Source organism: Qipengyuania sp. R86523 (genome assembly GCF_044596365.1).
GTDB classification, from domain to species: Bacteria; Pseudomonadota; Alphaproteobacteria; order Sphingomonadales; family Sphingomonadaceae; genus Qipengyuania; species Qipengyuania citrea.
Genome location: NZ_CP138997.1, coordinates 253,101 through 274,834, shown reverse-complemented (window position 1 = coordinate 274,834; position 21,734 = coordinate 253,101). Strand labels below are relative to the sequence as shown.

General features: G+C 60.8%; 16 protein-coding genes and 1 tRNA gene. 7 read left to right on the top strand and 10 right to left on the bottom strand.

What is annotated here, in order from left to right; genetic code table 11:
* Positions 1–118: 118 nt before the first annotated feature.
* Both SJY12_RS01390 and SJY12_RS01385 read right to left on the bottom strand, forming a co-directional pair.
* A complete protein-coding gene (locus SJY12_RS01390; RefSeq protein ID WP_397505755.1) occupies positions 119–1,651 on the bottom strand; it encodes an acyl-CoA carboxylase subunit beta in 1,533 nt (510 codons plus the stop codon).
* Between the two features lie 54 nt (positions 1,652–1,705).
* Positions 1,706–2,455, bottom strand: a complete 750-nt coding sequence (locus SJY12_RS01385; protein ID WP_397505754.1) for a TlyA family RNA methyltransferase — start codon at positions 2,453–2,455, stop codon at positions 1,706–1,708.
* A gap of 34 nt (positions 2,456–2,489) precedes the next feature.
* Here SJY12_RS01385 and SJY12_RS01380 point away from each other — a divergent pair, with 34 nt between their 5' ends.
* Both SJY12_RS01380 and SJY12_RS01375 read left to right on the top strand, forming a co-directional pair.
* Positions 2,490–3,050, top strand: coding sequence for a hypothetical protein (locus tag SJY12_RS01380; protein ID WP_397505753.1), 561 nt, complete (start codon positions 2,490–2,492; stop codon positions 3,048–3,050).
* A 492-nt stretch (positions 3,051–3,542) separates the two neighbouring features.
* Complete coding sequence (locus tag SJY12_RS01375) at positions 3,543–4,625, top strand: branched-chain amino acid aminotransferase (RefSeq protein WP_397505752.1); 1,083 nt, start codon at positions 3,543–3,545, stop codon at positions 4,623–4,625.
* On the opposite strand, the gene SJY12_RS01370 is transcribed toward SJY12_RS01375, so the two are convergent.
* From SJY12_RS01370 to SJY12_RS01355, 4 genes are all read right to left on the bottom strand, one after another.
* On the bottom strand, positions 4,626–5,513 hold the full coding sequence (locus tag SJY12_RS01370; RefSeq protein WP_050599943.1) for a DMT family transporter: 888 nt from the start codon (positions 5,511–5,513) through the stop codon (positions 4,626–4,628).
* Between the two features lie 2 nt (positions 5,514–5,515).
* Complete coding sequence (locus tag SJY12_RS01365; protein ID WP_397506616.1) at positions 5,516–7,585, bottom strand: NAD(+) synthase; 2,070 nt, start codon at positions 7,583–7,585, stop codon at positions 5,516–5,518.
* Positions 7,586–7,867: 282 nt separating this feature from the next.
* Complete coding sequence (locus tag SJY12_RS01360; RefSeq protein WP_050599944.1) at positions 7,868–8,884, bottom strand: sensor histidine kinase; 1,017 nt, start codon at positions 8,882–8,884, stop codon at positions 7,868–7,870.
* Between the two features lie 138 nt (positions 8,885–9,022).
* A complete protein-coding gene (locus SJY12_RS01355) occupies positions 9,023–10,024 on the bottom strand; it encodes a DNA topoisomerase IB (protein ID WP_341859493.1) in 1,002 nt (333 codons plus the stop codon).
* Between the two features lie 92 nt (positions 10,025–10,116).
* Between SJY12_RS01355 and yghU the strand changes: the two genes are divergently transcribed.
* The 4 genes from yghU (at position 10,117) to SJY12_RS01335 (ending at position 14,628) form a co-directional block, all read left to right on the top strand.
* Positions 10,117–10,968 carry a glutathione-dependent disulfide-bond oxidoreductase gene (yghU, locus tag SJY12_RS01350; protein ID WP_348030187.1) on the top strand — a complete coding sequence of 284 codons (852 nt, stop codon included), beginning with the start codon at positions 10,117–10,119 and terminating at the stop codon, positions 10,966–10,968.
* Positions 10,969–11,043: 75 nt separating this feature from the next.
* Complete coding sequence (locus tag SJY12_RS01345) at positions 11,044–12,453, top strand: MFS transporter (protein WP_397505751.1); 1,410 nt, start codon at positions 11,044–11,046, stop codon at positions 12,451–12,453.
* 13 nt (positions 12,454–12,466) lie between these two features.
* Positions 12,467–12,541: transfer RNA gene (locus SJY12_RS01340), tRNA-Gln, on the top strand.
* Between the two features lie 176 nt (positions 12,542–12,717).
* Positions 12,718–14,628, top strand: a complete 1,911-nt coding sequence (locus SJY12_RS01335) for a hypothetical protein (RefSeq protein WP_397505750.1) — start codon at positions 12,718–12,720, stop codon at positions 14,626–14,628.
* Positions 14,629–15,094: 466 nt separating this feature from the next.
* On the opposite strand, the gene SJY12_RS01330 is transcribed toward SJY12_RS01335, so the two are convergent.
* Together SJY12_RS01330 and SJY12_RS01325 are read right to left on the bottom strand one after the other, a co-directional pair.
* Positions 15,095–15,529: a hypothetical protein gene (locus tag SJY12_RS01330; protein WP_397505749.1), complete on the bottom strand. Its 435-nt coding sequence runs from the start codon at positions 15,527–15,529 to the stop codon at positions 15,095–15,097.
* A gap of 333 nt (positions 15,530–15,862) precedes the next feature.
* A complete protein-coding gene (locus SJY12_RS01325) occupies positions 15,863–16,951 on the bottom strand; it encodes a hypothetical protein (RefSeq protein ID WP_397505748.1) in 1,089 nt (362 codons plus the stop codon).
* Positions 16,952–17,158: 207 nt separating this feature from the next.
* Here SJY12_RS01325 and SJY12_RS01320 point away from each other — a divergent pair, with 207 nt between their 5' ends.
* Positions 17,159–19,786, top strand: coding sequence for an AAA family ATPase (locus SJY12_RS01320; RefSeq protein ID WP_397505747.1), 2,628 nt, complete (start codon positions 17,159–17,161; stop codon positions 19,784–19,786).
* A gap of 333 nt (positions 19,787–20,119) precedes the next feature.
* Here the strand turns inward: SJY12_RS01320 and SJY12_RS01315 are convergent, their stop codons facing one another.
* Together SJY12_RS01315 and SJY12_RS01310 are read right to left on the bottom strand one after the other, a co-directional pair.
* The gene (locus SJY12_RS01315; RefSeq protein WP_397505746.1) at positions 20,120–20,767 is read right to left on the bottom strand and encodes a hypothetical protein; all 648 of its coding nucleotides are present in this window, start codon (positions 20,765–20,767) and stop codon (positions 20,120–20,122) included.
* Entirely contained in the window at positions 20,767–21,261 is a 495-nt protein-coding gene (locus SJY12_RS01310) for a hypothetical protein (protein WP_397505745.1), read from the bottom strand. Before SJY12_RS01310 ends, SJY12_RS01315 begins: the two co-directional genes overlap by 1 nt.
* Positions 21,262–21,734 lie beyond the last annotated feature (473 nt).

Genomic DNA, 21,734 nt, shown 5'->3' with positions numbered 1-21,734 from the left:
CCCAGCGCTTGGCGAGATGGCGAAGCGGTCCCGAAAGGATCAAGAACGGCCAGTAGTCCTATCACCAAAACAATCAGAAAAAACGCCATGTAAGTCGGATCAGATCGACGTCGGCGCATCACAGCGGAATATTGTCGTGCTTTTTCCACGGGTTCTCGAGCTGCTTGGTCCGCAGCTTTCTGAGCCCCAGCGCGATGCGCTTGCGGGTCGAGTGCGGGTAGATCACCTCGTCAATATAGCCGCGGCTTGCCGCGACAAAGGGATTGGCGAAGCGGTCTTCGTATTCCTTGGTTTTCTCGGCGATCTTTTCGGCATTCCCGCGATCTGACCGGAAGATGATCTCGACCGCGCCCTTTGCCCCCATCACCGCAATCTCGGCGGTCGGCCAGGCGTAGTTGAGGTCACCGCGCAGGTGCTTGGACGCCATCACGTCATAGGCGCCGCCATAGGCCTTGCGGGTGATCACGGTGATCTTGGGCACGGTCGCCTCGGCATAGGCGAACAACAGCTTCGCGCCGTGCTTGATGATGCCATTGTGTTCCTGGCTGGTGCCGGGAAGGAAGCCGGGCACATCGACGAAGGTCAGGATCGGGATTTCGAAAGCATCGCAGAAGCGCACGAAGCGCGCGGCCTTCTTCGATGAATTGATGTCGAGCACGCCCGCTAGAACCATCGGCTGGTTCGCAACCACGCCCACCGTGCGCCCCTCGACCCGGCCGAAACCGCAGATGATGTTCGCTGCATGGCCCGGCTGCACTTCGAAAAAATCACCTTCGTCCAGCGTCTTACGGATGACTTCGTGCATATCGTAAGGCTGGTTGGCATTGTCGGGGATCAGCGTGTCGAGGCTCGGCTCCTCGCGGTCCCAGGCATCGCTCGTCGGGCGTTCGGGCACGTCCTCGCGGTTGGACAGCGGCAGGTAATCGAAGAAATCGCGCGTCGCGAGCAGCGTCTCGATGTCGTTCTCGAAGCTGTTGTCGGCGACCGAGGTCTTGGTCGTATGCGTCTTCGCGCCGCCAAGTTCTTCCTGCGTGACGACCTCATTGGTCACCGTTTTCACGACATCGGGGCCGGTGACGAACATGTAGCTCGAATCTTCGACCATGAAGATGAAGTCGGTCATCGCCGGGCTGTAGACCGCCCCGCCCGCGCACGGCCCCATGATCAGGCTGATCTGCGGCACCACGCCGCTGGCGAGCACGTTGCGTTGGAACACCTCGGCATAGCCGCCGAGGCTGGCGACGCCTTCCTGGATACGCGCGCCGCCGCTGTCGTTGAGGCCGATCACCGGCGCGCCGACCTTCATCGCGGTGTCCATCACCTTGCAGATCTTCTCCGCATGGCGCTTCGACAGCGAGCCGCCGAAGACGGTGAAATCCTGGCTGAAGACATAGACCAGCCGGCCGTTGATCGTGCCCGATCCGGTGACCACGCCGTTGCCGGGGATCTTCTGGTCCTGCATGCCGAAATCGACGCAGTCATGTTCGACATAGGTGTCGAGTTCCTCGAAGCTGCCTTCATCGAGCAGGATGTCGAGCCGCTCGCGCGCGGTCAGCTTGCCCTTGGCGTGCTGCGCGTCGATCCGCTTCTGCCCGCCGCCCATCTTGGCGGCATCGCGGCGGCGTTCCATTTCGGCGATATTGGCGGACATGCTCTCTCCGTGAATAGGTTTTGATGTGCGACTAGTGCCAAGCGAGGCGCAAGGTCAATCGCGCGGCGCGCTTCTCTCGGCGCTGATGAGGAACTCGATATTGCCTTCGGGGCCGGTGATCGGGCTTTGGGCGATGCCCTGTACGGTAAAGCCCAGTCCTTCGACCCAGTCGCGCACTTCGTCGCAAACGCGGCGGTGCAGTGCGGGGTCGCTGACCACGCCCTTCTTGCCCACTTCCTCGCGCCCGACCTCGAATTGCGGCTTGATCAGCGCAACCAAGCGGCAGTGCGGGGCTGCGAGTTGGAGCGGGCGTTCGAGCACCTTGGCCAGACCGATAAAGCTGGCGTCGCACACGACCCAGTCGCAGGGCCGGTCGATCATTTCGGGCGTGAGGATGCGCGCGCTGGTCTGTTCGAGCACGGTGACGCGCTCGTCCTGCCGCAGTTTCCAGGCCAGCTGGTTGGTGCCGCTGTCGACCGCGAAGACATGCTCCGCCCCGCCTTGCAGCAATACGTCAGTGAAACCGCCGGTCGAACTGCCGATGTCCATCGCCACCGCGCCGCGCGGGTCGAGGTCGAAATGTTCGATCGCATGCGCCAGCTTGATCCCGCCACGCGAAACCCAGGGATGATCGCGCCCGCGCACGTCGAGCGCCGCGTCCACGGGCAATTGCTGGCCGGGCTTGGCCAGTTTCTGTTCGCCGCTGAACACCAGCCCCGCCATGACCAGCGCCTGCGCGCGCGTCCGGCTCTCCACGAGCCCGCGGTCCACCAGCATCTGATCGAGGCGCATCTTTTTCGTCATTGGAAACATGCGCGTTAGCGATCATTGTGCATGCATGAAACCGATCTATGTGCATCTGGGTGGCGCGCTGGCGCTGAGCTTCACCATCGCGGCCTGCGTGCCCGCGCCCGATTCGACCCCGGCACCCACGCCAACACCGACGCCGACCCCGTCGCCCACCGCCACCGCGCCGGCCCCGCAGCGGCCCGCTCCGCCCGCATCGGAAAACTGGATCGACCGGCCGCAAACCGCGGGCGACTGGAGTTACCGCGCCGAGGCTGATGGCGGCGTGGCCATGTTCGGTGCAAATGCCGACAAGCCCCTGTTCGCGATCGATTGCGACCGCGGTGCCGCACGCGTAACCCTCAGCCGTATCGGCAGCGCCGCCGCACCTGCGACAATGACGATCCGCACCGAAACCACCGATCGCACGCTTGCTGCGGCGCCTGCTGCGCGCGAACTGCAATCGTTGACGGCGACGCTCGCGGCGAATGACCCGCTGCTCGATGCGATGGCGGTGACGCGCGGACGATTCGCGGTCGAGACGCCGGGGTTGTCCACACTTTACCTGCCGCCCTGGGCGGAAGTTTCCCGCGTGATCGAGGATTGTCGCTAGGCGGAGTCGCGACCCGCTTCGCTCTCGCGGCACGCGGGATCTCGCGGCACAAAAAAGGCCCGGGAAACGACCCGAGCCACAAACGCCAAGTCTGACGTGGGAAAACTTTTTTACAAGGGTTGTTTTGCCCCCCTCGAAGACTCCAATATGCCTTCCAAGATCAGCGGCGAAACGCGATCTTGGTCCCCGGAGACGGGGTACTTTGGCTCTAAACAGCGCGAAAGGAGGTGATCCGATGTCTCATGGTCCAGCAGAGAGGTCGGCAAGTTTCCGCACGGGGCACTATCGGTAGAACATACCTTTAGAGGCTTCGTAAGCGGCACTTCCCGCCGCTGACCATGCGAAGGGCAGTTCCACCTACGGGCGTGGGGCTGCCCTTCTCATTTTGCCGCGCCGGCAATTCGCGGGCATTGCGCGCCATGATCCGACTGCCCATTCCCGGCCTGCTCCAAAACCTTGCCTCGCGCGCGGCTTCCCATTACCCGCGCGCAGATGGATTTCGAGCACCTACCCCATTCCGCCCCCGTCCCCGGTGAAACACGCCAGCAGGCCCTGATGGACCCCGGCTTCGGCACGCTCTTCACCGACCACATGGTGGTCATCGATTACGATGCCGATCTTGGTGGATGGCACAAGGCGACGCTGGGCCCGCGCGAGCCGATCAGTCTCGATCCGGCGGCAGCGGTGCTGCATTATGCGCAGGAAATCTTCGAAGGCATGAAGGCGTACAAGCGCGAAGACGGCACGCTGGCGCTGTTCCGCCCCGAAAAGAATGCCCGGCGCTTCAACGAAAGCGCGCGCCGTATGGCGATGCCCGACTTGCCCGAAGAGCTGTTCCTCGAATCGATCCGCCAGCTGGTCGCCAAGGACCGCGACTGGGTCCCCTCGATCCCCGATGGCGCGCTGTACCTGCGGCCCTTCATGTTCGCTTCCGAAGCGTTCCTGGGCGTACGTCCCGCGCGGCAGTACAAGTACATCCTGATCGCCTCGCCCGTCGGCGGCTATTTCAAGGGCGGCGCGAAGCCGGTGAAAATCTGGGTCAGCCGCAATTACACCCGCGCCGCCCCCGGCGGCACCGGGGCGGCCAAGACCGGCGGCAATTACGCTGCCAGCCTCGTCCCGCAGGCCGAAGGAATCGAGAATGGCTGCGACCAGGTGGTCTTTCTCGACGCGGTCGACAAGAAATGGGTCGAGGAACTGGGCGGGATGAACCTGTTTTTCGTGTTCGACGACGGCAGCGTGATCACCCCGCCGCTGACGGGTACGATCCTGCCCGGCATCACCCGCGACAGCCTGATCCAGCTTCTTCGCGAGGAGGGTCTGAAGGTGCGCGAGGAACCGTACAGCATCGACCAGTGGCGTGCCGACGCCACCGAAGGCCGCCTGCTCGAGACGATGGCCTGCGGCACCGCCGCGGTCGTCACCCCGGTCGGCACCGTGCTGGGCCCCGATGGCGAATTCACCATCGGTAGCGGCGGGATCGGGCAGATGACCCACAAGATCCGCGAGAAACTGGTCGGCATCCAGAAGGGCGCCATCGAGGACACCCACGGCTGGACGGTCACGCTCGACTGATCAGAAACGCGGGCGCACCAGGAACCGGCGCGTGAAAGTCGCGCTGGGCCGCAGCACGATTATCGCCACCCCTGCCAGCGCGATCGCACCGCCGATCACCAGCCGCTCGCCGATCGCATCGCCGGTCAGCCACGCGCCGAACACGATCGTCAGGATCGGCGTGAACAGCGTGAGCGGCACGACCAGATTGGCGTCGTATTCGCCAAGCAGGCGGAAATAGGCGGTGTGCGCCCCGATCGAGACGACCAGGCTGGCAAAGACCAGACACGCCGCCAGTTCCCAGGGCGAAGCGGCCAGAGCCGCGAACTGACCACTTTCCAGCGTAAGTGACAGGGGCAGCAGCACGGCGACCGAAGCCACCGCCGCCCAGCCCTGCAGCCGGATCGACGACAGGTCGAGACGCTTGACGAAAACGGTGCCGAGCGCCCCGACCATCGCCGAAAGGAATACCAGCAGCAGCCCGGTGCTGGTCTGCATCTGGTTCTCCCCTGCCATGGCGAACAGCACGCCGCCGAAGGCGAGGCCGATGCCCAGCCCACGCCGCCAGCGCACCTTCTCGCCCAGGAAGAGGATGGCGAACAGCACCGTCATCGGCGCGCCGCTCAGGCTGACGACGCCAGCGGCCGACGGGCTGGCGGTTTCCAGGCCCATGAACAGCAGCGCAAAGGATCCGCCGCTGATGGCCAGGCCGATGACGAGGACCTGCCACAGCTTGGCTGGCAGGGGCCGCAGCAGCGGAATCAGCACCGCCGCGACGATGATGGAGCGCACGAGCGCGTAGAACAGCGGCGGAGCGGAAAAGTCGGTAATCGCCAGCTTGCTGACCACGACGTTGAGCGCCCAGGCGATGTTGCAGAACGCCATGATCAGCAAAGCGCGAAAGGACATCGTCAGTCCTCGAGCGGGGGCAAGGCGGCAGCCAGTTCGGCCAGCCAGGTATCGGCCACCGAATCGCTCGGTGCGCGCCAGTCGCCGCGCGGGCTGAGCGCGCCGCCTGCACTGACCTTGGGCCCGTTGGGCAGTGCCGAGCGCTTGAACTGGCTGAACCCGAAGAACCGCTTGAGGAATTTCTCCAGCCAGTGGGCAATCGTGGCGAGATCGTAGTGGTTCTTGGCGTCTTCGGGGAAATCGATCGGCCACTGGCCCGCCTGCACATCTTTCCACGCATGCCAGGCGAGGAACGCGACATGGCTCGGCTTCTGCCCCCAGCGTACGACATGATGGAGGAAGAAGTCGTTCAGCTCATAGGGCCCGATGATCGATTGCGTGCTCTGTATCGCGCCATCTTCTCCGGCCGGCACCAGTTCGGGGCTGATTTCGGTATCGAGAATATCGGCGAGCACGGCGTCGACGCCTTCGTCGAACTGGCTGGTCTGGGTCGTCCAGCGGATGAGATACTGGATCAGCGTCTTGGGCACGCCCGCATTGACGCCGTAATGGCTCATCTGGTCACCCACGCCGTAGGTGCACCAGCCCAGCGCCAGCTCGCTCAGATCGCCCGTGCCGATCACCCAGCCGCCATGCTGGCTGGCAAGGCGGAACAGGTAATCAGTGCGCAGGCCCGCCTGGACGTTCTCGAAAGTCGTGTCGTAGACCGGCTCGCCATCGGCGAAGGCATGGCCGATATTCTCCAGCATCAGCCGCGCGGTGGCGGTGATGTCGATCTCCTCGGCGGTGATGCCGAATGCCTTCATCAGCCGCCAGGCGTTCGACTTGGTGTCGTTCGACGTCGCGAAGCCGGGCATGGTATAACCACGGATATCGGTGCGCGGGCGCTTCAGCCGGTCCATCGCCTTGGCCGCCACGATCAGCGCGTGCGTGCTGTCGAGGCCGCCCGAAATCCCGATCGTCAGGCATTTGGGGTTGGTCGCCTGGATCCGCCGCATCAGTGCATCGACTTGGATGTTGAACGCCTCGTAGCAATCCTCGTCCAGCTTGTCGGCGCGGTTCGGCACAAAGGGAAAGCGCCGGATGGGACGATGCAGGCCGATTTCCCCGCGCACGGCCGCATGGTCGAATTCGACGCGGCGGTACCAGTCCTCGGGCCGCCCGGCCGCTTCGGCGGCATCATTGAAGGTCTGCATGCGCATGCGTTCCGACAGGATGCGCTGCGTATCCACGTCGGCGATGCTCAGCTCGGGCTCCAGATCGAAGCGTTGGCTCTCGGCCAGCAGATCGCCCAGCTCGTAGATCATGCCCTGCCCGTCCCACGCCAGGTCGGTGGTGCTTTCGCCGTGCCCGCTCGCCGAATAGGCATAGGCGCATAGCGTCCGGCTCGAACTGGCGCGTGCCAGCAGGTGCCGTTCGTCCGACTTGCCGATAACGATGTTCGACGCAGACAGGTTGAGCAGGATCGCAGCGCCGGCAAGCGCAGCCATGGTCCCCGGCGGATTGGGCGCCCAGAAATCCTCGCAGATTTCTATTCCGAAGGCGAAACCGGGCAGATTGCTTGCTGCGAAAATCAGGTCGGTGCCGAACGGCACCTCCTGCCCGCCGCAGCGAATGGTCAGACCGACGCAGTCGCGGCCATGGGCAAACCAGCGCTTCTCGTAATATTCGCGGTAATTGGGCAGATAGCTCTTGGGGACGACGCCCAGCAGTTCGCCCCGCGCAACGACCAGCGCACAGTTGTAGATGCGTCCACCGCGCCGCAGGGGGGCGCCGAACACCAGCACGGGTGTAAGATCCCGCGATGCCTCGACGATCGCGGCGACCTGCGCCTCGACCGCGTCGAGCAGGGCCATCTGCAGATGCAAATCGTCGATGGCATAGGAAGAAAGCGCGAGTTCGGGATAGAGCAGCACGTCGACATGCTGCGCGTGGGCCTGGCGGGCAGTCTCCAGAATGCCTGCCGCGTTATACGCGATATCCGCCGTGCGCACCTTGGGCGTGCTGGTCGCCACGCGGACAAAACCATGCGTGTGAAGATCGTAGAAGGAATGCGTGTCGCTGCCACTCATGCGGGCTGGGCCTTTCGGGTGGGGATATCCAGATGCGGGTGCCGGTTCGAGCCAGTCCGCTGGCTGGCAAACGCCCAGCTCGGCCAAGCGTTTCTGGACCGAGCCGCGGGCAATCTTGCCCTTGGCTTCCCAGCCGTAGACGGTGCGGCTGGGCCACGGATTGGGAAGGCCATAGCGCGCGCCGAACTGGTCCGCGCTCAGGGGCGGGTCATGCGTTTCGCGCCAGCGGCGCAACTTGAAACCGGCCAAGTGCATTCCCGGGCGGTATCCTTTTAGGCTACCCTAGGCAAGTTCGCTCTGGTCCTCGCGCCGCATTTCGGTGCGATAGCCGTTGAGGATCGGCCCGGCGTGGTGGGTCGCTTGCGCCTGAGTGGCGAAGGCCGCAAGCAATTGACTCCCCAGCCCGCCGCTGGGGTCGGTCGCAGCTTCTGCGCCTATCCCGTTGTCTTCGATGGTGAAACGCCAGCTTCCACCGCGCTCGTTGAAAAACACTGCGATCGTCCCCGGTCGCTGTTCGGGGAATGCGTATTTGCAGGCATTCGCCACGGCTTCGTTGAGATAGAGGCCGATCGCCACCGCCTCTTCGGGCGTAAGCGTCGCCTCGTCGATCTCGCGGAACAGGCGGACCGAAGGCGGCAAAGCCGATGCCTCGATCCGGTCGAGCAGGAATTCGAGATAGGGCTTGATCGAGACATTCGGCTCGTCCGACTGTTCGAGCGCCAGCGCCGAATAGGCATCGGCGAAGGTCCGTACCCGTCCCACCGCATCGTCGAGCGGTGCGTGCAGTTCGGCCTGCGGGATGCGCCGTTTCTGAAGTTCGAGCATGCTGGCGACCAGCGCGAAATTGTTCTTCGTGCGATGTTCGAGCTCCGCCAGCAACGTCAGCCGCCGGTCGGCGCGTTCGCGGATTTCGGATAGCGTAGCCTGGGCGGCGCGGCGGAATGCCTCGGCGAACACCACGACCACCACCGCGCTAACGGCATTCAGCAACACACGCACCGGATCGGTGGGGTCGGCGAACAGGAAGGATCTCGCCGGCGGGAGGATGAAGAACCACGCCCAGCAGAAAGTGACTGCTAGCGCGACCACTCCGGCACGCCAATGGCCGTACAGCGTGGCAAGCAGGACGGTGGGGTAGATCAGCGCGAAGGGTCCCGATACCGGAGCCCAGACGTCGATCAACGAGCGCACCCCGATCATGGCAGCCGCACACATTCCGCCGAACACGATCTGCGCTGCCACCTTGCTGCGCCGGGCAAGGAACTGGCGGCTGACATCGAAATTGGCAAGCCGGTGCATGATGGCAGTCTTCCGGCGGAGTACAGATGCCCGCCGCTACCGTGATGCATAGACGGACGCTCGACGGCTCCGCACCATCGGTCCGGTCCATTTACTGCGTTAAATCAAAAAGCGGAAGAGGCTTGCCACGCTCACGCCTCAGGCGGCCAGGAGATCCTCGGCTTTCGGACATTCCTGCAAGAGCTCGATCAGCGCGCGTTCCTCGCGGGTCAGCCAGCGCGTCGCGCGCGGCAGCCGGAGCTCCTTGCGCCAGCCTTCCTGCCCGTCGAGCAATCCGAACAACACCGGGTGAATATAGCTTTTGCGCGCCACGGCGGGCGTGTTGCCGAGATGGTCGGAAACGCACTCCAGCAGTTCCTTCATCGGGATCGTACCCTCGGCCTGGTGCAGGCAGGTCAGCGCCTTGACGCTGGCGTGCCAGGTGCGGAAGTTCTTGGCGCTGAAATCCTGCCCCATGATCTCGCGCAAATAGGCGTTCACGTCGCTCGAACCGACCGCATGCTGCTCGCCGTCGTCATCGATGTATTTGAACAGGTTCTGGCCGGGGAGGTCCTGCATCTTGCGCACCACCCGGGCGAGGCTGCCATCGGACAGGGTGACTTCGCGCAGCTTGCCGCCCTTGCCCTTGTAGCGCAGCCGCAGGGTCTTGCCGGTCAGTTCGGCATGGCGGTTGCGCAGCGTGGTGGCACCGAAACTCTTGTTCGTCCTGGCATAGCCCTCATTGCCGACGCGCACCGCGCCCAGATCGAGCAGGCGGACCACGCTGGCGATGGCGCGGTTGCGGGTCAGCTTGTTGCCCCGCAGATCGTCCTCCACCCGCTTGCGCACGAGCGGTAGGAGATTGCCGAATGTGATGCAGCTGTCGAATTTCTCGCCCTCGCGGGCAGCCCGGAACTGCGGGTGGTACCGATATTGCTTGCGCCCCTTGGCGTCGATGCCGGTCGCGAGGATGTGGCCATTGGGGGCCGGGCAGAACCATGCATCGGTATAGGCGGGCGGCAGCGCCACGGCATTGAGCCGGCGCTTCTCCGCCCGGTCGGTGATCAGGCGCCCTTCGGGATCGTAATAGGCCCACCCCTTGCCCGCTCCCTTGCGGGAGATACCGGGCAGATCGTCGTCGACATAGATGAGCTTCGTCATGGCGAAGGGAAGAACCTTGGTACGGCATGGACGGTTCCCCAACTTGCGACGAACGGGAGGCTGCATTACCCCCGCACCAGAGGAGAACGATCTTGGCCGACCCCACCTACACCCCGCCGGAAGTCTGGCAGAACGACACCGAGAACGGCGGCCGGTTCGCCGGGATCAATCGTCCCACAGCCGGCGCGCGCGAGGAAAAATCGCTGCCGGTGGGCGAGCACGATTTCCAGCTTTATTCGCTTGCCACGCCCAATGGCGTCAAAGCCACGATCATGTTCGAGGAACTGCTCGAGGCGGGCCATTCGGGCGCCGAATATGATGCCTGGACGGTCAATATCGGCGACGCGGCGCAGTTCACTTCGGGTTTCGTCGATCTCAATCCCAACTCGAAGATTCCCGCGCTGCTCGATCGCAGCGGGCCCGAGCCGCTGCGCGTGTTCGAAAGCGGGGCCATCCTGATGCATCTGGCGGAAAAGTTCGGCGCTTTCCTGCCCACTGACCATAGGCGCGCCGAAGTGCTCAGCTGGCTGTTCTGGCAGGTCGGCAGCGCCCCTTTCATCGGCGGCGGGTTCGGCCATTTCTATGCCTACGCCCCCGAGAGATACGAATATCCCATCAATCGCTATGCCATGGAGACCAAGCGCCTGTTCGATGTCGCCAACCAGAGGCTGGCGGAGAGCGAATATCTGGGCGGGAGCGACTACACCGTTGCCGACATTGCGACCTACCCCTGGTTCGCCCCGTTCGTATTCGGCAACATCTACAACGAAGCCAGGACCTTCCTCTCGATTCACGAATACGAACATGTCGATCGCTGGGTGAAGCAGATTGCCGAGCGCCCTGCCGTGCGGCGGGGCCGCATCGTCAACAAGACCTGGGGCGAGGAAGACACCCAAATGCTCGAACGGCATTCGGCCGCCGACTTCGAAGGCAAGTCGCTCTAGTACGCTCGTCGGCAACCGCTTGACTCGGACGCCGCGCTGCCCTCTCCTCGGCTCAACGGAGAGAGGGCACGCGCGTTGGCTAATCAGGATCCCCCGGTCGGGAGGCTGGAGAAGCTCGGCTATGGCGTTGGCGATCTCGCCTCGTCGCTCTACATCAACTTCTTCAACATCTACCTGCTCTATTATTTCGTAGAGCTGGGCGGCGTCGGCCCCGCGGCAATGGGCCTGATGCTGCTGCTGACCAAGTTCTTCGATGCAATCACAGATCCGGTCATGGGGGCCATCGGCGATCGCACGCGCACGCGCTGGGGCCGCTACCGGCCCTATCTGCTGTGGGGGGCGGTGCCCTTCGGCCTGTTCGGCGCCGCCATTTTCGCGGCCCCGGAACTTACCCCCGGATCGATGCTGGTCTGGGCGTATGTCACCTATACGCTGACCATGGTTGCCTTCACTGCGACCAACGTACCCTATTCGGCGCTGATGGGCGTGATTTCGCCAAGTGCGGATACGCGTTCCTCGGTCGCCGCCTACCGGATGATCTTTTCCGCGCTGGCGGTGGTCGGCGTGGCGGTGGTCGCGACCACGCTGGTGCGCGAACTGGGCGCCGGCGACGAACGACGCGGCATCATGCTGACGATGTTCGTGCTGGCGGGCGCCGGCATGCTCGCACTGGTCATCGCTTTCGCGTCCACGCGTGAACGTATCCCCCCTGCTCCCACCAACGGCCGGATCCGCGACGATATCGGCTTGCTGATCCGGACCCCGGCGTGGATCGCGGTCGCCGCCGCGGCCGTGCTCACGCCCGTTGCGCTTGCTTCGCGCGCTTCGAGCGCGCTGTTCTGGTTTCGCTATGTAGCGGGCGACGATGGCCGTACGGTCTTCCTGTTCCTCGATCGGGTGGGCCTTTTCTATACCGGCTTCGCGCTGGGGCAGCTGATCGGCGTGCTCGTCGCCGCATCGCTGGCCCGCCGGTTCGACAAGGCGCACCTCATCATCGTCGCCGGCATCATCGAAGTCGCCGCGATCAGCGCGTTTCACCTGATGCCGGTCGATGCCGTCTGGCCGCAGACCGCCGCGCAGGTCTTCGTCGGCGTCGGACTGGGCATGATGATGATGCTCGCCTATTCGATGTTCACCGATATCGCCGAATATCTCGAATGGTCGACCAAGCGGCAGATGACCGGTCTTGCCGTATCGGGCGCGGTCTTCGCCGTTAAAACCGGCGTGGCGGTCGGCGCCGCGCTGCCCGGCCTGTTGTTCGCCCTGACCGGCTTCGAGGCAGGGGCAGTGCAGACCGCCGACGCCCGCCTGGGCATCGATCTCGCCTTCGCCATCGTGCCTGCGGCAATCATAATCCCGGCGGGCGTGGCGATGCTGTTCTACAAGCTCGACCGGCGGACCATCGCGCACTTCGAAAGCGAACTTGCGCAGCGCCGGATGCAATCGGCCCCGACCCCCTTCCCTTCCCCGCCCGAGACGCTATAGGGGCGCGCACTGCTGGGGTGTAGCCAAGTGGTAAGGCATCGGTTTTTGGTACCGACATTCGCAGGTTCGATCCCTGCCACCCCAGCCAGCTCTCCCCTAAGTTGTTGATCTAACTGGATAAATTCCAGAAGGCTATTTCAGCTGTGCACCTCAGTGTGCCAACTAATTGGCCAGAAAAGATCTTCCTAAGTGGCATCTCTTCAGCATGTTTTTCGCCGTGGGCACATTTTCTGGTGGCGGCGCGTTCACTTAACGTTCCATAATATGCGTATCGATGTTCGACTCTCACTCCGGACCAAAGACCGGGTCGAAGCACGAAATCGAGGTGCGGCCTTAACCGCCGCTATGCCGAAAGTGACCAGCGTGCTGAGAAAAAACGTAGAAGCTAACCCGAACATCACCGAAGCCGAACTTCGGGGAATCGCAGCAGCTATGTATGAAGAGAAGCTCCAGGAAGTCTGCGACGACCAGCGCTCAACCGCGACGCTCGGCGAGCTGCACTGTATCGCCAACCTAGCTTATATCGATTTCTTTCAGCGCATGACTGAACTTGGAGGACGAATGTCCTTCCTTCCATCAGAGCAAAAAGCGAAAAAGGACGCGGGTTGGGACCAGCAGCGCATTGATGATCTCAAAACAGTAATTCAAAAAGATGAAGCCGAAGGCCTCAGCCCACTCCGCAAAAAGGACATCGTTCGTCACCTCGAATTGAGTGGTTTTGCAGCTAGCGCAAAAAACCAATGGCGGCTCGAGGTGGTGCTTTATCCCTTTTATCGGGATGTATTCGTGGATGCTCAGGTCGCTCTACAGGACTTAGTCGACCCTGTAGGAAAGACCGACTGCTTCGATGCGGGAGCTGAAAAGAAATCGGTCACTGATAAGAACGCTAATTCGTCTAGCCATCCTACAAGGAATGTGAACACGACCGACGAAAATCTCGAGGACGAGTGGTCCAATCTCAGCCCGCTTGAAGTGGCCGAGAAGATGATAGCTAGCAACTCACTTCCCCTCGAACATCGTGACGGCGGTAAACGTGCTCGCCCACAGACGCACGAGCACACGCTTCGACAGATTCGGTGGGCCGCAACCTTACTTCAGAAGTCCTTACCGACAGGAACACCGCTTTGTTCAATAACTCAAGACGACCTCAAGACGTTCGATTGTCATCTTGAGCATATTTCTGTCCACTACGGAAAATCTCCGGCAGATAGAAGAATCACCGATACATTGGAGGATGCAGCAGCTCGGGCAGCCAATAAAGTAAATTCTGGCAACGTTGGCGCAGAATTTATCGGACTACACCTCCGAACATCGAATAGACATTTTGAACGCCTCAAACAGATCTACAATTTTATACCGGTATCTTATCTGAATGGTGGCGCGGTCGACTTTTCTTGTTTCATAACCCCGGTCGACGAAGACGAGTTTGCTGCTCGAGATCGCCTCAGTCGCGAACAAGGTGAAGCTATCTTCCAGCTTCCACCCTGGACAGGGTGCAAATCGGTTGAGAACAAGGGGCGTCTGAAAGCAGGAAAAGCCATCCTCCACGACGGCCTCTTTTTCGTTCTTTTGCTCGTATGGTATACTGGAGCTAGGAGAGAAGAAATCTGCAAGCTCATGCTCGACGATGTTGAAGGCAAGGACGGATATTATTACCTCGCAATACGCCCAACTATTACTGGACGATTGAAAAACAAGTCAGCGCGGCGTGTAGTCGTGATTTGCGATGAGCTCATCCGGTTAGGGTTCCTTCGTTACGTGGAGGCGATGCGCGAGGCCGGAGAGACCCTTCTATTTCCGGAACTGATGCCCGCCTCAAGCACCAAGCGAAAGCTCGGTGATGTTTTCTATAAAATCTGGTGGGTTCATATCGCGCCTCATGTTCCTGACCTTAAGCGAGGGCAAGCTATGCACTCGGCTCGGCATATGGTTAGCGATGAACTTAAAGACCAAGAAGTGTTCATTGAATTTCGCAATGACCATTTGGGTCACAAAGGAAAGGGTGGCGAAGGAGTGACCAGGTATCCATCACGGACGTCGCTCGCCAAGTTAAAGACCCTCGTCGAGAAAATCCCCGTTGTGACTGCCCACATACCTGATCAACATGTCATCAACCTGTTGCCTGACTGGTTGCGGACCCCCAGGCCCAGCCGAAAAGAGAACAAGGCGAGCTAAGCTTGTCGCTATGAGCATCTTTCGACGACTATATCATATAAGAGCGTCGCGAAGCGATTATGCAGTGGGGTTCACTCGTTCTCGGCGCATGCTTTCATTGACCGACCGACGCGAGAATGGAACATTGCGTCGCAAAGGAAGCCAGCCCTCATCGGGCGCGGCTGGGAGCCTACGATCTGACGGCAAAATTAGGGCCGTCTGCGGCCTGTCAGGTTTCAGGCACTAAAGGTGGGAAAGCTGACATTCGTTCGCGCCTGAACCTCGGTCAGTCACGCCGACAAAGCGATCGCCGCGAATCCCAGATCCGCTCGTCGAAACCTGGCGGTCGTTCAGGGACGGCGATGGAACGACTTATACCGGACTCAGATAAAAAGCAGGGGCACGTTACCGTCCTAGCAGCCGATGCTCAGTTGTTATCGCGGCAATTAAGGTTTGCAGTCCGCTTTCCCCTGCCAAGGCTGCCAACTTACTCTTTGCAAATTGCGTCGATGTCCACCGCATAGGGCTCGAAACCCTCATCGACCGACCAAGGGTTCTCGCCGGTATTGACCACTAGTGGTTGTCCGTTTCGCGTCCTGATCGCGACGACCGAAAGTGTCCCCGCATTGCGCTGGAAGTAAACTTGCGCGAACAAGTCAGCCGCTTTGCCTTTGAAATTGGCTTTCTCCCCGTTCAGTCGCGTCTTGACCTCCGCGGTATAGCGGTCGGCCCCTGTAAACTCGACGTCATACTCGTTCCTCGTATCAGACACGATCACGCCGCCTACATGCCGGGCAAAGACGATCTCTGCCAGAGCGCCCATCGCGTTTCGCACACTCGGCGAAGGACCGCTGCTGCTACTTGCCCAAGCCTTAAGATCAGCACTGTTCTTTCGCAAAATATCGAACGTTCGCTCGCCCATGGCCTCCTCCAGCGAAGCTACTGCTAGCGGCACAAGTATTAACGGGTTCTTGTATCACCAGACGCGAACATAGTGGCCATTCCTCGACCTGCTTCTGTTCCCTGATAGCTGCCGATCATTCACTGGGGCATGCATGGCTTCACCTGGGCCGGAAGCGGACCGTCGCCACTTGGTTTGAGGATATCGGAAAGCAGTCACAAGTTCTGCGAGCGTATCGACTGAGATGCCGACAACAGGCGATACCTCTACCTGGAGCGCGGCATGGGGCGCCACCTCCATATGAAGAGCCACGCGCGCTATTCTTCCTCGGTTAGATTGGTTTCCGCCTGCCGTTCACGCCCAGCGCAGTTCTTGGTCAAGCAGGGTGTAGAGCTTTTGGGCCAGCGCATAACCGCTGCGGCTTTCGCTGACCGCTGCGAGCGTCGTAGCAATCCCCGGCTCACTTGCTTCGGGAAGGCACTTGCGCAGCTTGCGTCCCAACTTTCCCAGAAGGACCTCGTCGGGTCCGTCCTCGAGGTGGTGATAGAGCCGCGCGAGATGCATCGCGAGATCCAGGATATTCTGCTCGGCTAGCGGGAGCGCCCCTTGAACCCGGCCGAGCCGCGTGCCGACCCGCTTGGCGCAGACCTCGGCCGGGTCCCAATCGGACTTGCAGGTCTTCGTGCTCTTGCAGCATTCCCTGACCGTCGACAGTGCCTCGACGATCGGTTCGGCATCGTCAGGCGCAAGGACTAAGCGTGCGCGCTTCTCGAGAATGTCAAGCGTCGCAAACAGCTCGTCGGGATCGGCTTGCGCCATCCACCCGAACTCGCCGAATGTCAGCACGACATACTCCCATAGTTCGGTCCCGAAATAGCCGAGCTCGAGCAGCGCCAGCGCGCGTTCCGTGTCGAGCGCCCCCGAATGCTCGAGCGTTATCTGGGGGTAGTGGGAGCGCAGCACGTCTGAATTCATCTTGAGCCCGTCGACGATGTCATCCCAGAACAGCATGGCGATCGCTGGCTCACCCTGCGCGACGCGCGTGTCTGACAGGTTGCGGACTTGCTGCTGGAGCTTGGCATCATGCGGCGCGGTGGTCGCGACGAATAACGCGGACAGCTGCCCGAACGCCCTGGCCTTGTCGGCTTCGTCTTTTACCAAGGCGAGGCTGGGTGCTTCCACGCAGCGCTTACACTGCACGCCCACCCGCCGTCCGATCGCATCGGCTCCCCAGATATCGACGCCGTTCTGACTTTGCCCCGAACGACCGTTCATCTGCAAGTCGGGGCTTGCCCATTTGAGCGCCAACGCGTCTCGCGTCATGCGCTCGAAATCCTGCCAACTAGCAGGTTTGGGCAAGGTCATCGAAGAAATCGTCGGCATGGTCGCTCGGTCCTGTGGCATCGAGAGGTCGTGACGACCCATATGGGTGCAGTCGGACATTGGGAAGGATGGACGCCGGAAGTAGACTGGGAACAGCTTGCCTGCTTCTGGCAGCGGAAGCGAATAAAACCGACAATCTGCATAAGACACAGGTCGGAGTGATTCTCTGGTTCCGATTCACAAGTGGGCGGTAGAAATACAAAGCGAATCTGTTCAAGGTCTTTGTCGACAACTTGTTCAGCGAAGACATTAGGCAACGAGAGGACCATGGCGGAGACAACAGTCAAAACAGAAGCTGACGCATTGCGCGATATTCTGGATTGGTCGGTTGATCGGCCTGTCTGGCAGCGCGACGCGCTTCGCCGCCTGGTCGTTCAGGGTGAACTAAACGACGCTGATGTCGATGAGCTAACAGCGTTGTGCAAGGACAGCTCGCTGGGAAGCGAAGCGTTGGCCGAAGGTCTTATCAGCGCCCGGCACACCGGCGCACCGACCGTCGCTTTGAAAACCATTCGCGGTGTCCAGAACGTCAATGCGCTTGCCCCGGGACAAAGTCTGAACTTCATCCCCACTGGCGTGACCATCATCTATGGCGACAATGGCGCGGGCAAGTCGGGCTATGTCCGCATTCTCAAGCGCGCCTGCCGCGCCAGAACGAAGCGCGGGCGAGAGGAACCCATTCTGCCCAACATCTACGAAGACGCGGTCGGGCCACAACGCGCCGAACTTGAATACCATGTCGGAGCGCAGACGCAGAAAAGCGAATGGAAGATCGATGAGCCCAGCGACGAACTCCTCTCCGAGATAAGCGTCTTCGATTCCCGCACAGCCAACGTCCACGTCGAGGAAACGAACGACCTCGCTTACACGCCCTATCCTATGAAGCTGCTCGAACGGCTGGTGAATGCCTGTAAGGCGGTGAAAGACAAGCTAGACGCCGAGATCGCTGCGATCAAGGCACAGACGCCCAAGAGTATCCTGGAACCAAGCTGCGCGCCGACCACCAAAACCGGCTTACTCATCGCGACTTTGAGCAAGGATACCAAACCAGAAGAGGTCGAAGAACTAGCGATATTGTCCGATGAGGAACTCGCGCGGCTTGCTGAACTCGCATCCGACTTCGCTCAAGACCCTGCAGCCACTTCGCGCAGGTTGCGGACACGTAAGAAGCGGCTGGAAGATTTGCGTAGTCAGCTCGAAACACTGACGCAGGCAGCTGCCCCAGAGAATGGCGAAAGGCTTGCTGCGTTAGCCGCTGATCTTTCGACCAAGCGCGAAGCGGCGAAGCTTGCGGCACAGGACTTGTCCCAAGCCGAACCGCTCAACGGCGTCGGTTCGGCCACCTGGAAAAAGCTGTGGGAGGCGGCCCGCGCATATTCCACCGCCGAAGCCTATCCTGAATTCGCCTTTCCGAAAACGAATGAAGATGCGTTATGTGTCTTGTGCCAGCAAGATTTAGGGCCGAATGCTGCCGACAGGTTGCGCCGTTTCGAAGCTTTCGTGCAAGACACGACGCAGCAGGAAGAGGCCGAAGCAAATCGAGCTCTGACAGAGATTCGTTCAGAACTCGCAGATGCGGCTATTGCCCGCCGCGATCTTCTTAATGCCGTGCAGTTCATTGATGACGAGCTTGGCAACGAAGCACTGGCAAAGCTCGTGCGGGTTTTCATCGTTCAGACGCAATGGCGTTTGCGCGCGATGCTCGACGCAAATGCAGATGTCCCCCACTCCCGCTTCGCCTTGGCCGATGTTGGTCTCGATACGCATATTGATGCGCTGGAAGCGCGCGCTGCGGCCTTGCTCGCCGATGATGAAAGCGAAGAGCGTAAGGAGTTGCGCGCCGAACTTACCGAATTGCAGGATCGGAAGTGGCTTGCCGGCATCGAGAGTGATGTCCTTGCCGAGATCACACGCCTCCGATCCATCTTCGATCTGGATGCTGCGGTGAAGGACACCCGCGCCAATGCCATCACCGCCAAGAACACAGGGTTGTCAGAAGCGTTAATCACTGATCGGTTGCGCGCGCGTTTCGCCCAGGAAATAGATCATCTTAATCTCGCAGGGCTGGCGATCGAGCTGACGCAGGCGCGTTCGCAGGCCGGAATTTCCCGCTTCAAGATCGGACTCATCGAGAGCGCCAAAAGCAATGCCGGTGATGTCTTCAGCGAGGGAGAATTTCGCTGTGTCGCACTGGCAGGCTTTATGGCCGAACTGGCGACCAACAATAGCGGCTCGGGCATCATTTTCGACGATCCGGTCTCGTCGCTCGATCATCTGCATCGTGAAGCCATCGCCAAACGGCTCGCCGCCGAAGGTCGCCACAGGCAGGTCATCGTATTTACCCATGACCTGCCGTTCCTCTTCCTGCTACGAAATGCCTGCATCCAGGGCGAAGATGCGGATCAGCCGACCGAGATCGCATTGCGTCACATTCAAAAGAGACAGAAGATCCCTGGTCATTGCCGGAATGAAGCGCCCGAAAAAGCGCAGGATGCAGCTTCCCGGTTGAAGACTATGCGGACGCATCTGGGCAATACCCGCATTCAGCACGAGCAGGATCCGGATGGCACAACCTGGCTGATAACGGCGCGCGGAATCATCGACAGTCTGCGCCAGACGTGGGAAGCCGCCGTTGAAGACGCAATCTCGCCCGTGCTGCGAACATTTGCGAGCAAGGTGAATACGAAGGGCTTCGCCAAGCTTTCAGCGATCAGGCTGGAGGATGCCGTGACGATGCGGAAGCACTACGGCCAGTGCTCGGTCCTCTTACATAAGACTTCCGACGCAATGAACCCGGCCGCCCCAAAGCCCGAGGATATCGAGGCCGAACTGGATGCGCTCGACGCCTGGTTGCAGGCTGTCACCGAAAGACAAAAGCAAGTGAGCGCTGTGTAGTCCAATATGGCCGGACACGAGCCTACGAAAAAGTCGTTGGGAGTGTCTGCTATCGGGCGGTATAATGAACCGCCTGAATGCCCTAAATGAGGGTGCAAAGCAGCCATCCGATCATCCGTGACCGCAAGGTAACTTAGCTTCGAGCCAACCGTTTCATCCCTAGGGATGCGGATTGGCGCCCTACCCATTAGGCCGCCTAATGATTTATCAGAATATTGCTTGACGGTTTAAGAGAGGCAGAAGGCGCAATACCGCCCCACCTTACTTAAGAACTTCCACGCGTCGATACCCGCGGGAGAGTAGCATCCCCGCGGGTATCGCTCAGTTTGTCGGCTATGCGGTTCCGCGACAGTGGTCGTCCCACATATCCGACAAGATCCCCTGCCCCTCGTCGCGAAGTAATTCGCTATCGAGCGGAGCATGGGCAATCCCGTGCCCATTATGAATGCGCGGGATGACGCAAAGATGCGAGTGCAGCGGGAACGCCGAACCGATCGATCCTGGCGAATGCAAAATTACGATCGACGCGACGTCGCGCTCGTGTGCCAGCCTGACTGCGAACGAGCGTGCCCGCTCCCATCCGACATGAAGACGTTCGGCGTCGGCCAGCGGCAGGGTAAGGTAGGTGAGCAGGCCCGCTTCATTCGGGCAAGCGAATGCATCGACCTGACGCAGGAGGATATCCGGATCGCTCAACATATCGTCGGCTCGAGAAGGAAGAATGACCTCGACCTTCTCGGAATTCGGAGCCCAGATCGAACGGTCCGCGTTCACGAATGCCGATCCAAGATGGCATTTGCGGAAGCCGAACTCGTGGGCGGTGTTTGACCTCCCCCTGAAGCTCTTGCGCAGCACGCCAAATACGACGCCGTTCGAGGACTTCTCCGGGTTCAAGTAGAGCCAGCTAAGCGGGTCTTTCTCGTCCGTTTTAGTATCTGAACTCGCCTTCTTCGTTCGCGGCTTGGATTTGGTCGCAGCCATCAGAAAGTCACCCCCCGCAGAAACCGGGCTATCTCATCACCCATACGGTAGCACCCCTCCTTAATTGCTTGAGGCGGCACGGGCGCATTCCAGCGCATGGCGAGACCCTTCTCCGTCACTTCCACGCACCTTCCATTCGAGGTCGGCACAAACCACAGCTTCCCTTCCAACCGGCATGGGATCAGATTCGACAGCAATATTGGTTCTGCAAAAGATCGCAGAACGACGTCGCTAAGAGCTGGGAAATCGCCGGTGGACATCCGCATCAGCAGGACGTCACGATCTCGATCAGTCGACGTCTTGACCATTGCGAAATCGAACCGCTCGGAATCCGCCGTTCCGCTCAGGACGAGACCGCACTCTGGAAGGTCAAGGCATCCTTGCGGCATTCCTGGCAACCGCCATTCGGAGACTTCTGTTGCTGCTAATTCGAGCAATGGAAGCGCCAATAGGCGCTCGCAAGGTGCGAAGGATCTGTTATTGAATTTTGTCATTTCGAGCTTTCTTAAGAGGATCACCGCTCGACATTCGGGCGGATCAGGCTGCCTTCACATTTCTTCCGAAGGACAGCTTCGCTCTTCCACGACACTCTAATTCGGTCGCGCTGGGCGCGACCGCCTTCACGATTGCGCTCGCGCAATCGCCAAAGCGGCTTTTCCGCTTTGGGGTGCTGAGCGACCGAACTTCAATGTTCTCGAGATCGTGCGGACTGCTCAGCGCACGATACGATCATTCGCTCGCACCCTGTCCCTGCTCGTTTACGTGATGCAGCCGCTTATCGGCTGGCATCTCGGAAACGAGCTTCGGGCAGAGCCCGAACAAGGTTGGTGGGATCGCAAGGGAGGGCACAGCTGCCTCCCTCGCCCGCGCCTTTTTGTCGTTCATATCATGGGCACCATATGTGAATGACAAAAAGGACTAGCAGGTGTCCTTTTTTTCAAAAAGAGACATGAGGGCCTTCCCCTCC